The sequence below is a fragment of the Glutamicibacter sp. NPDC087583 genome (genome assembly GCF_044743685.1).
GTDB lineage: Bacteria > Actinomycetota > Actinomycetes > Actinomycetales > Micrococcaceae > Glutamicibacter.
The window spans coordinates 478,498-492,703 of sequence record NZ_JBIUWY010000002.1 but is presented as its reverse complement, the minus strand read 5'-3'; the positions used below and the strand labels follow the sequence as shown (position 1 = coordinate 492,703).

The window sequence follows — 14,206 nt, the reverse complement described above, 5'->3', positions numbered from 1 at the left end:
ATTCATCACGAGATCAGATGGGGCGCGACGCCATGGATCCTCCACCTCTTGGTGGAATATCTCGTAGTCGTTTTCTGGGTTTTCCAAGACGGTAAATGAGCGTGCCGACTATCAGAGCAGTCCGCTAAATGTCGGATCGTAACTGTATCGTGAAGGCATTGCCTACGAGTAGAAAACGAGGATGACGATGGCACCGAATGGTTACCCCCTCTCATTGGCGATTTCCCGACTGACGGAGAATGAGACCTCGCGAGAACCACAGAACTTGCGCGCGATTAAGTGGCTGTTAAAACAACAAGGCGGCGCGGTGGTAGTCGTGACCCCGAAGAAGAACTTCGAGAGCCCAATTTTGAAGAAACTGGTTGCTCATCCTCAGGTAAAGCACGTGACATGGCGCGGTTTCTCGCCCGGTGTTCTACATAGCTCACGTGTGCTGTACGCTTGGCCAGATCGTGAGCGCTTGCAACTCCTATGGGGATGTGGCGCAGACGCGGTCGCGGTCATTGAATGGAACGAATCAGTGACAGCTGAGTGCTTGGAAGGGGCGAATCCTGTGCAGCTTTTCGCCGATCGAACTGTCGAACCTGATGTTGACACCGTGAAGGACACGGGTGAACCACTTCCTAACGGGGTCGACAGCATCCTTGAGCATGTCGCGCGAATGGCAGCCGGCTATTCGTCAGGGCTGAAATGGAATGAAGAAGACATGCTTAAAGCTGACATGATGAACCAACCTGAGCGCTGGGTTTCAATCAGCGTGGAACAAGTTCGTGCAAAATGCCGTGCACTCGGGATGCATCCCAAGGACGTCGACACTGTTGCTGGTTTTCTGCAGCGCCGTAAAGATGGGCGGCGTTTTAATGTACAGAGTTCGTACCGCGATTTTCAATTCAAGTAGTGAAGGCAACAATGAATTGCAACTTTTGTGATATCAAGCGAAGATATCGAAGTTCTGCATAATTTCGAATCGATTAATGCCGACGTAATTCATGTTGTTGATCGTCGGTGAGGGCTCTGTAAAGTGTGGCGAGGGCGGCAAGTAAAGTTGATTCTCCGATCGGATTGCGCTTGTCGATTTAGCAAGGCAGTCGCCCCGTACATGTTTGAGCTTCGTTTCGTCGGTGTTCAGCCGCTCCAGGTCAGCTTCTAGGCAAAGCGGCCGATACCGTTGGGTACACCCAATTTCGCCACTTCGCTACCTGGGAAACCAGGAAATTCATAGCCACAGTTTCGGTTCGGCCCAGCACTACAGAGACCCAGCCTAAACCGAGAACACCTGTAGCAGTAACTGCTCGCTGGCCGAAGCTACCGACGCTGCAGTCAGAACCACTGGACCTTTGCCCGAATCCGCGGCGGTCATTGCAACCCCACGGGGTGCCCGTGCAACGCTGCCTTGAAGTCTTCTGCTGGCAGCAAAAGTTATGATTCAGCCGGCTTAGACGCGGGCGCCGACAAGCTCCTCGCGCAGCACTGAGGCGCCGGCGCTCAACGCGCTGAGCTTGGCCAGTGCCACATCGCGGGGAAATGGCGCCATGCCGCAGTTGGTGCTTGGGATGAGCTTGTCTGCATCTACATACTCCAGTGCCTTGCGCAGGGTTTCTGCCACCTTGTCCGGTGTCTCGATCTGCTGGTTGGCCACGTCAATTGCGCCAAGCATGACCCGCTTGCCGCGCACCAGCTCCACGACCTCCAGCGGAACATTCGAATGGTGGGATTCCAGCGAAATAGTGTCGATGGTCGAGCGCTGCAGCAGCGGGAAGGACTTCTCGTAGTGACGCCACTGGGTGCCCAGAGTTGCTTTCCAATCATTGTTTGCCTTGATGCCGTAGCCGAAACAAATATGTGCCACGGTCTCAGCCTTCAATCCTTCGCAGGCGCGTTCCAGAGCGGCCACGCCCCAGTCGGCCACCTCGTCGAAGAAGACGTTGAAGGCAGGTTCGTCGAACTGGATGACATCCACCCCTGCGGCTTCCAATTCCTTGGCTTCCTGGTTCAGGATGGACGCGAACTTCCAGGCCAGCTTTTCGCGCCTGCCGTAGTAGCCGTCGTGCAGGGTGTCCACCATGGTCATCGGACCGGGCAGTGTCCACTTGATCTGTCGGTCGGTCAGTGTGCGTAGGAACTTTGCATCTTCTACGAAGACCGGGGCTTTGCGTTCCACCGCGCCGACAACGCTGGGCACGTTGGCCTCGTAGCGGTCGCGGATCAACACGGTCTGCTTGTTCTCGAAGTCAACCCCTGACAGGTGCTCAATGAAGGTGGTCACGAAGTGCTGGCGAGTTTGCTCCCCGTCGGAAATGATGTCGATGCCGCGGCGGGTCTGCTCCAGCACCGCGGCACGCATCGCGTCCTGCTTGCCCTCGGCCAGCGCCGTTCCTTCCAGCTTCCACGGAGACCACAGGGTCTCGGTTTCAGAAAGCCATGAAGGCTTGGGCAGGGAGCCGACGATAGAGGTTGGAAGCAGGGAATTGGTCATAATTGGTCCTTCGGATTCCTAAGATAATTGATTAGGCGGTGGGGACTGCACAGTTGGCAGCCCAGGATTCGAGCAGTTCGCGATTCGGAATAATGAAATGCTCTTCGGTGAACTTCCCTTGGATCTTGCCTAGCTGGGTTCGTTCTTCGCGGTCATAAAAAACGCGGGTAGGGGAGAAATCCTGGGCGCCTAGACTCGGGTGGTACACAGCAGGCGCTGCCGCGTTGGCGTTGTAGATTTCCGGACGGTAGATCTTCTGGAAGGTCTCCATGGTGCTGATCAGGCTGATCAACTGCAGATTGGTGTAATCGTTGAGCAGGTCACCGCGGAAGTAGAACGCCAGCGGAGCCACGGCACCCGGCGGCATGAAGTAGCGCACGCTCAAACCCATTTTTCCGAAGTACGCGTCGGTTAATGAATTTTCATCCTGCTGGTACTCCAAACCGAGCACTGGATGGCTGTTGCCGGTGCGGAAATAGGTCTTGGAAGTCGAGACGCTGATGCTGACCACCGGCAGCTGGGCAAAACGCTCACGGTACGCCTGTGAGTTCAAAAAATGCTGGAAGAGCTGTCCATGGAGATCGCCAAAATCTTCCGGAAGCACCGGAGCTCCGCTGTCATTACACGAAGCTGGAAGCACCACGCTGAAGTCGTAATCGCGGACATAAGAAGAAAAATTATTTCCGACCATGCCCTGGGTTCGAGTGCCAAGGAGTTTATCCACGATCGTGGTTTCAAGGACTTCTAAAAGGGGAAACTTCTGGTCGATATTATCGGCAGTGAAATGCACATTTGCAGAAATGATTTCCAATTCCAGCGCATAGCGGTCTCCTTGGGGATTGTCCCAGTGAGCCAAGGAATTGAAGCGGCGGTTGATCATTTTTAAAGCATTGTTCAGGTTCTCTGCGCGGCGCTCTCCACGTGCCAAATTGGCGAAGTTCGTGGTGATGCGCGAATTTGCTGAAGGGGTGTAATTCTCGTCGAATTTAGTGGTGCTAATGCTGAAGGTCAACGCGTCTGCCATGATGGCCAATCTGTATCTGAGGGGACCGTGGTGGGCCGAGGGGAAGTCGATGCGTCAATCATGCAGGGTGATTCTTGATATCGGGTAACTCGATATAACTATGGATTCATATAGACTCTGGCTATGGTTCAGGGATCAAATGGATTGACGCTGCAGCAACTTCGCTATTTCGTGGCGGTCGCCTCAGAGGGGTCGATCTCGGCTGCCGCCGACCTCATTTACGTCGCACAGCCCAGCATGTCCTCAGCGATGAAGGAGCTTGAATCGCGGGTGGGGCGCACCTTGCTGATGCGCTCGGCCAGGGGAGTGACGCTCACCGCCGAAGGCGCGGAATTCCTCGGCTACGCCCGACAGGTCCTCGAGCAGGTGGAGCTTCTTGAGCATCGGTACCTCGGCCGCCCCTCGGCCCGGCGGCTGCTGGGCGTCTCCACCCAGCACTACTCCTTTTCGGTGGACGCTTTCGTGCGGATGGTGCAGGCCAGCGGGGCCGAGGAGTACCAGTTTTCGCTGCGCGAGACCCGCACCGAGCAGATCATCGAGGACGTGCGCACGCTGCGCAGCGACATCGGGATCCTGTACCGCAACGACTTCAACCGGAAGGTCATCGACAAGCTGCTGCGCGAATCCCGGCTGGTCTTCCACCCGCTGTTCCTGGCCGATCCGCATATCTTCATCTCGCGCAGCAACCCGCTGGCCACCCGAACCCAGGTCACGCTCGAAGACCTCGAAGACCTGCCCCGGCTGACCTTCGACCAGGGCGCGAATAATTCCTTCTACTTCGCCGAGGAGGTGCTCTCCACGCGCTCCAGCCAACGCGAAATCCAGGTCTCGGACCGCGCCACCATCTTCAACCTGATGATCGGCTTGGGCGGTTACACGATCTCCACCGGCATCATCAGCGACGAACTGGATCCCTCCATCGTTGCCATCCCGCTGGCCATCGAGGAGCGCATCGAGATCGGCTGGATTGACCACGCCGCCATCCCGCTCACCGACCAGGCCCAGCGCTACCTGCAAGAAGTGCGCACCGTGGTCGCCAGCTTCGGGGTAGAAGTGCTCGGCTGAGCCGCCAGCAGCGTAACCGCCGGTCATTGAGCACCTGCACTTCGTCACAAACTTCCAGCAAAACCTCTACATCACAACGATTCCGCTCAAAAGCTCGCGTCATAAAAGGGGTCAGGCCCCCGCGTCATCATGACAAGGCGACGACATATGAAGCGTGGCGGCCTTGTATGAAGCCGGGCGCCGGATACCGCTTGCACCGTTTGCGGCGGATAGCCAACCATGGAAGAACAACAAACCATCAAGAGCGGCTGAGAGATCTGGCTCGAAGACGCCGCAGCAACCATCGGGAAACCGAAAGGTGCTACCGCCAGGAACGATGGAGCAGTTCCGAACGCGTTTTTGCGTGCTGTGCTTCGTGCCGCCGCACGATGCCAATCGGTGCACTCCCTCGCAGAGAATCGAGGAGGAGCCATGAGCCAGGAAACCGACGCGGTGCACGCAGGGTACCGCCCGAGCGGAGACTTCCGCCCGATGCTGCCGCCACTGCACAATTCCGCGGCGTACCAATTCGCGACGCATGCCGAAGCGGTCGAGAAGTTCGCGCTGCGCCAGGCAGGCTTCACCTACTCGCGCACCGGCAACCCCACCGTGTCCATCCTCGAGCAGCGCGTAGCCGCCCTGGAAGGCGGGACCCACGCGGTGGCCACCGCCACCGGGCAGGCCGCCGTGGCCTTGTCCCTGCTGGCGCTGACCCAGGGCCCCAAGCACATCGTGGCTTCCTCCTCGCTGTACGGCGGCACCGTGGATCTGTTCACCGACACCTTCGCCGACTTCGGGATCCGCATCAACTTTGTCGACCAGGCCGATCCCGCCGCCTGGGCTTCGGCCATCGAGGAAGACACCCGGGCGTTCTTCTTGGAGTCCGTCTCCAACCCGCTGTGCACCGTGGCCGACCTGCCCGCCATCGCGGCGATCGCCCACGAGCACAACATCCCGGTGGTGGTCGACAACACCCTGGCCACCCCGCTGAATATTCGGCCACTGGATTTCGGCGCCGACATCGTGGTGCACTCAGCCACCAAGGGCCTGGCCGGACACGGCTCCGTGCTCGGCGGGATCGTGGTGGACTCGGGCAAATTCGACTTCTCCGATACCGCCCGCTGGCCGCAGATCGCCGCCCCGCGGGTTCGGCTGAACAACACCTCGCTGCTTGAACGCCACGGACCGGCCGCCTACGCGATGCTGGTGCGTTCCAAGTTCCTGCACGATCTGGGCCCGACGCTCGCCCCGGCTAGCGCCCAGGGAATCCTGGCCGGAATCGAGACACTGCCGGTACGCGCCGGGCACGTGCAGCGCAGCGTCACCACCCTGATTCAAGAGCTCTCGGCCCACCCGGGCATCGCGGCCATCCACCACCCGTCCCTGCCCGGCCACCCGAGCCACGAGCTGGCCCAACGTCTCACCCCGAAGGGCACTGGCTGCGTGGTGGCCATCGAGCTGGCCCACCCATCGCTGGTTTCCCCGGTAATCGACGGGCTGCAGCTGATTTCCCTGGCCGCCAATGTGGGGGATACCCGTACCATGATTTCGCACCCAGCCACCATGACCCACTGCCGGCTCTCGGAAGCGCAACTGGCCGCCGCCGGCCTGAACACCTCCACCCTGCGCCTTTCGGTGGGCCTGGAAGACCCGGCCGACCTGCTGGCAGATATCACCCAGGCACTGGATCACGCACTGGCCTCGACCCAGTCAGCGCTAAACGAAACCAAGGAAGTGAGCTTCGCATGAGCGGCTTCAACACCCTCGCAGTCCACGCCGGCCAGCACAAGGACCCGCACACCGGTGCGGTGATCCCGCCGATCTACCAGACCAGCACCTTCATCCAGGACGGCATCAACGTGCTGCGCGCCGGGCACGAATACTCGCGCGGTTCCAACCCGACCCGCAACGGGTTCGAATCCCAGCTCACCGCGCTGGAAGGCGGCGCCGCCGGCTTCTCCTTCGCTTCGGGCATCGCCGCCGAAGACGCGCTGCTGCGCGCAGTGCTGGCGCCTGGCGATCACATCGTGCTGGGTGCCGACGGCTACGGCGGCACCAACCGGCTGATCTCCAAGCTGCACGGCAAATGGGGGATCAGCTCTTCGGCGGTAGACATCACCAACCTGGACGCGGTGCGCGCGGCAGTACGCCCGAACACCGCGCTGCTCTGGGTGGAAACCCCGTCCAACCCGCTGCTGGGCATCGCCGACCTGGCCGGCTGGGCGGCCATCGCCCGCGAGCACGGCGCCCTGCTGGTGGTGGACAACACCTTCGCCACCCCCTACCTGCAGCGGCCGCTGGATTTCGGTGCCCACGCGGTGGTCCATTCCACCACCAAGTACATCGGCGGGCACTCCGACGTGCTCGGAGGGGCCGTCATCGTGGCCGATCACCTGCACCGCGGGCAGAGCCTGGCTGAAGCCGTGGGCTACCAGCAGTTTGCCGGGGGAGCGGTCTCCGGTCCGCAGGATTCCTACCTGGCCGCCCGCGGGCTGAAGACCCTGGGCCTGCGCATGGAACGGCACGGCGCTACAGCCAGCACCCTGGCCCGCTGGCTTGATGACCAGGCTGAGGTCACCCGGGTCTACTACCCGGGGCTGGAAAGCCACCCGGGCCATGAACTGGCCAAATCCCAGTCCGCGGCCGGCCGTGGCTTTGGCGGGATCCTCTCGGTGGCCCTGGCCGATGAACCTGCGGCCCGCGCCTTCGCCCAGTCCATGGAGTACTTCCAGCTCTCGGTTTCCCTGGGCGGGGTGGAATCCCTGGTCTGCTACCCGCGCGAAATGACCCACGCCTCGCTGATCGGCACCGAGCTGGAGATCCCGGCCAACCTGGTCCGCCTCTCGGTGGGCATCGAGGAGGCCGACGACCTGATTGCCGATCTGGAACGCGGCCTGGCCGCGGCCCGCGCGACCCAGCCGGTGAAGCGCGGCGTGCGCGAGCGGACCTTGGAGCACGCCTAGTCTGCCGTTGCTGTACGATTCAGCGAATGGAGTCTGTGGGGCAGATCAGACAGGGAGACGAGCATGCCGCGAAATCCAATGAAAACTCGGCATCATTGGCGCTGTGACCGTGTTTGCGTTGAACATCGAGGTGCTGGCCTTCTTGGTCCAGCTGCTGATTGCCGACAGCGCCGCCGTTGGCCGTATGGAGTCGGAGTCCAGTGTTGATCCGGGCCTGATGCTTCCGAATTCCGAATTGATCTGGTTGGTAGCGTACGGTTCCGTGCTGAAGCTAGTAGTTCTGGTCGTGCTTATTGTTGCAGGGCTGTTCAAGATGACAGGTTGCGGGCAGCGCTCCGCCACGGAGGAACAGAACGCCAATTAGGCGAGGGACCGCGTGGTTTAGTTAATCAATAGGGTCGACGCCGCAATCCGATTTCGTTGGAACCTCGCACCAATATTTGTTTGGGATAATTCAGAATCTGGGATTCTTAAGTCAGGCAACGTTAAACTTGATGATTGGTCCGACGATACTACCAATTAGCATGAAAAGCAGTACTTGTAATCATGCGAAGCAGAGTGGTTAAAAAGAGAAGTCCTGTGAGTTTGGTGTAGTTGATGACGGTGGACTCGTCGACATGAGGGACTCCACGATGGAGAACTTTGCTGCGGCGTTCAACTGAGAACCCTTGTCAACCGAAAGCTGGAATCTGCGAAACCGGAATTTTCGCTCTTCAGTCGATATCACTTGGGCAACAAGTCATTCACGCGAAGTGCAAAGAGGATGTATTCCTGTCATGATAGCGGAGTGACTATAGATCCAGTTCAGCAGGGCAAAGAAGAACAGCTCATCGGACTCATCCCAAATCAAGGTGAATCCGAAGAAGATGCGCTCCCACCTACCAAAGGTTTCTCTGCGTCTGTGAGTGGCGCTGACTGGACTGTAGAGACGCTCGTTAACCAGATGCGCAAAGGACGAATTGATTTAGATCCGACCTTTCAGCGTCGTAACGCCTGGCTTGCTAATCGTAAGAGCAAGCTAATCGAATCGATAGTCCTAGGTTTTCCAATCCCCCAAATCGTACTCGCTGAGAAACCCGGTCAACGTGGTCAGTACTTTGTACTGGACGGCAAACAGCGTTTGCTAGCTCTACGACAGTATTTCGCAGACCCAGATGAAGAGCGAGACGCGAGCTTTGATCCTCTCACTTTGACGGGCCTGGAAGTGCTGACGGAGCTAAACCGGAAAACTGTTAAAGACCTAGAAATGAGTCGGCCTGATTCTTTCAGTGCGCTCGAGAACGCTACTATGCGCACCGTCGTACTGAGCAATTGGAATTCAGAATCGCTACTACTTTCACTGTTCTTGAGGCTCAACACCGGTAGCGTTGCTCTGTCACCGCAAGAATTGCGACAGGCGCTGATTCCCGGCCCTTTTATGCAATGGATCGACGCAACTTCTGGTAACTCTAAGGAATTACAGAACCTTCTCGGGATTGAGCATCCGGATCGCCGCATGATTGATGCAGAGCTACTATTGCGACACATCGCATTTAGTACATCGCCACTGCCATACCGCGGTAACTTGAAAACCTTTCTCGATGACACATCGCGCGATTTGAGCCAAAACTGGACCACAGTAGAAGAAAAACTGAATGCAGCGAACAGTAACTTCAACGCGGGGTTACAACTCGGGCAAGAACTATTCGGTAAGCACTTCTGCCGTAAATGGAGCGGAACAGGCACCACCACTGCGACTGGGCACTGGGAGCGCGCTCTCAACCGTGCTCTGTTTGACGTTCAGGTCTATTCTCTGAGTTTTCCCCACGTACGCGCGGCAATAGCCGTGCAATCAGACCAGGTTATTAGCGCGTTCAAACAACTTTGTGTAACAGATGAGACATTCGTTAGATCTGTCAGCACGACGACCAAAACTGCTAGCGCTTTCATTACTCGTCACCGAGCATGGCAATCCATCGTGCAGGAATCGACGGGTGTTTCCTACGAGCTTCCGGGTGCACTCCAGCGTGACTGATCATCCGTTGCTGGCTGAAATCGCCGAAATCGATAACACCCTATTGAGCACGGTTACGACGGAACCTCCGGATCCGCTCAGCTCGGAAGAACGAACACGGACTCGGGCTTATCTCCTCTTGTGTCATGCAGTGCTGGAGGAACGCATTGAGAACATTTTCATGGAGCACTTCAAGAGTGCCCTCGCTTTGATCTCAGATGACAAGCCTATTCCACGGGAGCTCCTCTCTTTTTACGCTGCATCGTTGGAGTGGGGCGTCACCTTTCTTCCGACGTACAGTAAGCGAAATTGGTTAGGCTTTATGAATAATCCTCAGGCGCTTGAACACGTCACGAGCGTGATCAGAAAGAATCATGGACTAAAGATGGAAAACGTCCGGGATCTTGCCAAGCTAGTAGGGATTGAGTGGGGCATTATAGATGATGCAGCGGGAGTTGAGATGTCCGCATTAACAACTTTAGCGGTGAAACGCGGTGCGGCCGGGCATACCTCACTATTTAGTGGAAATGACAGCTCCCTCTCAGGCGAAGAATATCCGGCCAATGTTCGAGAATGGGTCAATCAGGCTGCAAACACCGTCATCCGGATCGAGACAGTCGTTGCTGAAATTTCTGCTTAGAACGCAGTAGCGCGCCAGTTGTTGGTCGTCCGAGACACATACGGATCCGCTCTCTGCCGAGAAAACGAACTCTGGTGAACCAGAAACGATTGTTTTGAAACGACCGGCGAACCCTGGAGACGCCCCAGAGGTTTCGTTACAGAATCTCTGTCCAACCCAGAATTGAACGTAGGGCCGCCCTGAACCAGACGGTGCCGGGGTTAGTCTGGTCGCAACTGACCAGCCGTCGGCCGATCAAGCTCTCCCGGCATCTGAGGCCACGTACGGGCGAGTTCATTAGGCGCTGTCCGCATTTTTCTGAGTGGGCTCCGGGTGCTGGAATGGATTAACAACAGGTCATCAGCGTCATTTCCGGGAGCCGGGAAAACCAATCCGTTGCGTTCCTCGATACTGAATCGTCTGTAAGAGTTGGTGGTGGTGGCTGGCCTGGGGCTAGCTGGCAGAGTGGTGCTGGTTCCTCCGACCAGGTGTGATTCATGAATCGTCTGACCCCTGCGGGGTGTCATTCCCGGGATCTGTCCACTTGGTTGGAAGGGCCGGCGCCGCCCCGGCCCACCGCGATGGCTTGATTAGAAGCCTGCCCAATCCCTGGGGATTGTGGCCCCTTACAGGCATGCCTCGTAGTGATATTCTCCCGGGCCGACGCCGGTCACGACGTCCGCACGTTAGAAGGAGACATCGCATGTCAATTTTGGCAGATCACCATCGATTCATCATCGGCGTGGATACACACGCCGCAACTCATATCCTACGCGATCTTGGAGTCGCCCTCGAGCAAACTTCGGGCGCAGGAAACCTTTCCAACCACGAGCGCCGGCTTGGAACGCTCGGCAGCCTGGATTGGGCGCCGCACCGAAGGTGACATCGAGAGTGCGCTCATCTCGGCCGAGTGCGCCGGCTCCTACGGGGCCGTGATGTCCGACCGTTTTGCGCAGGTCGGCTATCGCGTAGTTGAAGCCCCACGCCTTCAACCAAACGCCTGCGGGGCAAAGGCAAAACCGCTACCTTGGACGCGATCACGGCTGCCAGATCGACCCTCGTCATGGACTTGGACAAGCTGCGGAACCGCCGGGCGGGCGAGGCTCAGACCGCCCTGAAACTGCTCAGAGTTTGGACGTGACCAGATGAACGCCGATCGGTTACGTGCCATCAATGCCCTGACAGCACTGGTACGCGCCCACGACCTGGGCCTTGATGCGCGCAAACCGCTGACCGAATCCCAAATCAAGACCATCGCGGCATGGCGCACACGCGATGAGACCCTCGGTGCCACTGTTGCCCGCGGCGAGGCCGTGCGCCTGGCCAAGCAGATCACTGGCCTGGATGGCGACTTGAAGGCCAACCAGGTCCAGCTCACCAAACTGACCACTGAACATGTGCCGTCACTGCTGGACATGCACGGAGTGGGAGCGGTGAACGCTGCGATCATTATGGCCGTCAGGTCACACCCGGGACGCATCCGATCCGAATCTGCATGCGCGATGATCGCGGGCACCTGCCCGATCCCGGCGTCCTCAGGAAACACGGTCCGGCACCGGCTCAACCGCGGTGGTGACCGGCGACTGAACCGGGCTATCAACACCATCGCGTTGACACGAATGCGCACCGACAAAGCCACCCGCGAATATGTCCAACGCAAGATCGCCGAAGGACGAAGCAAACGCGAAATCATGCGGAGTCTCAAGCGCTACATCACCAGGCAAATCCATCGGGTCCTGACCTCAAACCCGCCTCTATCGGTTGCTTGACAAACATAGAAGCATCCCGGAAATCATGCCGTTCCTATTTGAGAGAATGGAACACATGCCCAAGCAGTACACCCCTGAAGTCATCACCTACGTCCTGGACCGTCTGGGCCGCTACAAGTCCGTCTACGGCCCATGCCAGGGCCTCGCCCCGAAGCTGAACATCCGCGCCGAGACCCTGCGCCGCTGGGTCGTCCAGATCCAAATCGACGTCGGGGACCGGACCGGCCCACCAGCGAGGAACTCGCCGAGATCAAAGCGCTCAAGGCCAAGGTCAAGGATCTGGAAGAAACCAATGAAATCCTCCGGCAGCCAGCGATTTTCTTCGCGAGAGAGCTCGACACTCGCCGGCGCTAATCACCGAATTCATTGACCAGCAGCGCGAGTGCGGCTATGCAGTCGAGCAGACATGCCAAGTCCTGACCATCCACGGCTTGAAGGTTTCTGCGCGCACGTACTGCGGCTGGAAACAACACCAACCGGCATCCCGGGTCATCACCGACGCCCAGATCCTCAACGTCCTGCACGATCTACAGCAACCCGAATCGACGACCAGCAGGCCACGACCCGAGGTACTGTACGGGCGGCGGAAAATGCGGGCCTGGCTGCAGCGCAACGGTTTCCCCGATGTCTCCAAGCACACCGTGGACCGGCTGATGTGAGACGCAGGAATGAACATCCTGGTGCATGGCCGGCAGACCGTCACCACGACCCGGGGTAAGGACACTGTGCGAGCCAAGGATCTGTTGAATCGAAACCTCTGCACTGACGCACTTGACACGGTGTGGATCACTGATTTCACTTATGTTCCCACCGGTGCCGGGTTCACGTACGTGTCATTCGTGATCGACCTGTTCTCACGGTAGATCTTGTCTTGGGCGACGTCGACGTCGCATGACACGGAGTTTGTGGAGGTAGCTCTCCGGACGGCGTTATGGCAGCGTCGCAAGTGCTCGGAATCTCATAAAATCCCGCTTCAAGGCACGATACATCACAGTGACGCCGATGCTGAATATACCTCGCGACGGTACACCCAGGCGCTGGCCGAGGAAGGGCTGGTCCCGTCGATCGGTTCGTTCGGCGATGCGTTCGATGACGCCGCTGCCGAGACTGTGATGGGGTTAGTCAAGAATGAGGCCGTGGCCAGGAATTCCCCGTTCCGCACGGGAGCCTTGGCCGCCAAGGCGGACCTGGATGACGTGGTCGTGGAATGTATGCACTGGTACAACAATGCTAGGTTACACTCGACCCTCGGCTATCGGACTCCGGTGGAGTTCGAGGATCTCTACTATGATGAAATCACCGGCACGTTATCCGATGTTGCCGCTAGTAAATTAGCGGCGTGATTTCCGGGACGGGTCATAGCCAATTCTGACAACAATAGACCTAAGTCCTAAGGGAAACTTACTGAGTGATGAAGATGCTGGACTTGAAAATAGTCTTAAAAATAATGCCTTATAAGATTTGGATTCTAGCGCTGTGTGGTTGGGTTCTTGCGATTATTTTTGCAGGAGCTTGGATATTTGAGTTGGTGCCTTATGCCACGGTCTGGGGGGATATTGGCACATGGGTAGCTGCGGCTGGCACCTTTGGAGGTCTCATGTATGCCGGTCTAGGTCTTCGCCATCAAGTGGCCCAGAGAAAGATTGAGGAAGGTCGGCGAATCGCCGAGGAGGCCGAGATGCGACTTGCAAATGCAAGAAAAGTCGCCGTTAGGTCCAAAGTGAGCCACCATGAGTTTCTGGAGCATCCTTATCTTGGTGGCGTGGAAGATATCTGGTGCGTTGAATTCGTCGTTCATAATTCAAGTCCGTTCCCTGTTGACATGGCGGTGATTCGAGTTCCTCAATTTGGCGAATCCGGCGGATTTACTGGGGAATATGCTGAGCTTGTTGAAGGAACAATTCTCCCGGGTGGGCAGATCAGTGACTACGGGACAAGTGTGTCTAAGGAGCCCCCAGTCTTTGGGGAAATGCTTGATATATGCGAGGTGGACTTTACCGACACTTGGGGCAAGCATTGGCGTAGGGGACCGCAATCGTTAGAGCAACGTGAGTTTCCAGCACGAATGTGTTGAGTCTTCATATTCAACTTCAGAAGACAAACGGAATTACTTGTTTCTTGAGTTTTTGGAAAATTTTTGCCGAATGATGCATTTAATATATGGATGTAGAGAATCATGGACGGAACTGCCTTATCACTCATGTTGGCTGCGGGAGCTTTATTCACATCGGCGGCAGCGCTTATAGTTGCAGTTCTCGACTGGAGGCAAATAGGTCGTGAGGAGCCTTGGTCCCTCACGAAATTATCTAAGGACTTAT

General features: G+C 57.6%; 16 protein-coding genes and 1 riboswitch. Of the genes, 14 read left to right on the top strand and 2 right to left on the bottom strand.

Annotated elements, in window-relative coordinates:
* Positions 1 to 181: 181 nt before the first annotated feature.
* Complete coding sequence (locus tag ACIOU9_RS08475) at positions 182 to 898, top strand: hypothetical protein (RefSeq protein WP_402696555.1); 717 nt, start codon at positions 182 to 184, stop codon at positions 896 to 898.
* 537 nt (positions 899 to 1,435) lie between these two features.
* On the opposite strand, the gene ACIOU9_RS08470 is transcribed toward ACIOU9_RS08475, so the two are convergent.
* Together ACIOU9_RS08470 and ACIOU9_RS08465 are read right to left on the bottom strand one after the other, a co-directional pair.
* Entirely contained in the window at positions 1,436 to 2,476 is a 1,041-nt protein-coding gene (locus tag ACIOU9_RS08470; protein WP_402696554.1) for a methionine synthase, read from the bottom strand.
* Between the two features lie 31 nt (positions 2,477 to 2,507).
* Positions 2,508 to 3,500 carry a DUF1852 domain-containing protein gene (locus tag ACIOU9_RS08465; protein ID WP_402696552.1) on the bottom strand — a complete coding sequence of 331 codons (993 nt, stop codon included), beginning with the start codon at positions 3,498 to 3,500 and terminating at the stop codon, positions 2,508 to 2,510.
* Positions 3,501 to 3,623: 123 nt separating this feature from the next.
* Here ACIOU9_RS08465 and ACIOU9_RS08460 point away from each other — a divergent pair, with 123 nt between their 5' ends.
* From ACIOU9_RS08460 to ACIOU9_RS08400, 13 genes are all read left to right on the top strand, one after another.
* A complete protein-coding gene (locus tag ACIOU9_RS08460; RefSeq protein WP_402696551.1) occupies positions 3,624 to 4,565 on the top strand; it encodes a LysR family transcriptional regulator in 942 nt (313 codons plus the stop codon).
* A gap of 232 nt (positions 4,566 to 4,797) precedes the next feature.
* Positions 4,798 to 4,888: riboswitch (SAM riboswitch) on the top strand.
* An 88-nt stretch (positions 4,889 to 4,976) separates the two neighbouring features.
* Positions 4,977 to 6,293, top strand: coding sequence for an O-acetylhomoserine aminocarboxypropyltransferase/cysteine synthase family protein (locus ACIOU9_RS08455; RefSeq protein ID WP_402696549.1), 1,317 nt, complete (start codon positions 4,977 to 4,979; stop codon positions 6,291 to 6,293).
* Positions 6,290 to 7,507: a cystathionine gamma-synthase gene (locus ACIOU9_RS08450; RefSeq protein ID WP_402696548.1), complete on the top strand. Its 1,218-nt coding sequence runs from the start codon at positions 6,290 to 6,292 to the stop codon at positions 7,505 to 7,507. The genes ACIOU9_RS08455 and ACIOU9_RS08450 overlap by 4 nt, the downstream gene beginning before the upstream one ends.
* A 103-nt stretch (positions 7,508 to 7,610) precedes the next feature.
* Positions 7,611 to 7,871, top strand: coding sequence for a hypothetical protein (locus ACIOU9_RS08445; RefSeq protein ID WP_402696547.1), 261 nt, complete (start codon positions 7,611 to 7,613; stop codon positions 7,869 to 7,871).
* 423 nt (positions 7,872 to 8,294) lie between these two features.
* Positions 8,295 to 9,521, top strand: a complete 1,227-nt coding sequence (locus ACIOU9_RS08440) for a DUF262 domain-containing protein (RefSeq protein ID WP_402696546.1) — start codon at positions 8,295 to 8,297, stop codon at positions 9,519 to 9,521.
* Positions 9,514 to 10,140 (top strand): HEPN domain-containing protein, encoded by a 627-nt coding sequence (locus ACIOU9_RS08435; protein WP_402696544.1) that lies wholly within the window; start codon positions 9,514 to 9,516, stop codon positions 10,138 to 10,140. Before ACIOU9_RS08440 ends, ACIOU9_RS08435 begins: the two co-directional genes overlap by 8 nt.
* A 682-nt stretch (positions 10,141 to 10,822) precedes the next feature.
* Positions 10,823 to 11,002: a hypothetical protein gene (locus ACIOU9_RS08430; protein WP_402696542.1), complete on the top strand. Its 180-nt coding sequence runs from the start codon at positions 10,823 to 10,825 to the stop codon at positions 11,000 to 11,002.
* Between the two features lie 262 nt (positions 11,003 to 11,264).
* Positions 11,265 to 11,888 carry a transposase gene (locus tag ACIOU9_RS08425; RefSeq protein WP_402696541.1) on the top strand — a complete coding sequence of 208 codons (624 nt, stop codon included), beginning with the start codon at positions 11,265 to 11,267 and terminating at the stop codon, positions 11,886 to 11,888.
* Between the two features lie 55 nt (positions 11,889 to 11,943).
* A complete protein-coding gene (locus ACIOU9_RS08420) occupies positions 11,944 to 12,258 on the top strand; it encodes a hypothetical protein (protein ID WP_402696539.1) in 315 nt (104 codons plus the stop codon).
* A 61-nt stretch (positions 12,259 to 12,319) separates the two neighbouring features.
* Positions 12,320 to 12,547: a hypothetical protein gene (locus tag ACIOU9_RS08415; protein WP_402696538.1), complete on the top strand. Its 228-nt coding sequence runs from the start codon at positions 12,320 to 12,322 to the stop codon at positions 12,545 to 12,547.
* A 9-nt stretch (positions 12,548 to 12,556) separates the two neighbouring features.
* Positions 12,557 to 12,751 (top strand): hypothetical protein, encoded by a 195-nt coding sequence (locus ACIOU9_RS08410; RefSeq protein ID WP_402696537.1) that lies wholly within the window; start codon positions 12,557 to 12,559, stop codon positions 12,749 to 12,751.
* Positions 12,752 to 12,793: 42 nt separating this feature from the next.
* Positions 12,794 to 13,231, top strand: coding sequence for an integrase core domain-containing protein (locus ACIOU9_RS08405; RefSeq protein WP_402696535.1), 438 nt, complete (start codon positions 12,794 to 12,796; stop codon positions 13,229 to 13,231).
* 65 nt (positions 13,232 to 13,296) lie between these two features.
* On the top strand, positions 13,297 to 13,962 hold the full coding sequence (locus ACIOU9_RS08400; RefSeq protein WP_402696534.1) for a hypothetical protein: 666 nt from the start codon (positions 13,297 to 13,299) through the stop codon (positions 13,960 to 13,962).
* The last annotated feature ends 244 nt before the right edge of the window (positions 13,963 to 14,206 follow it).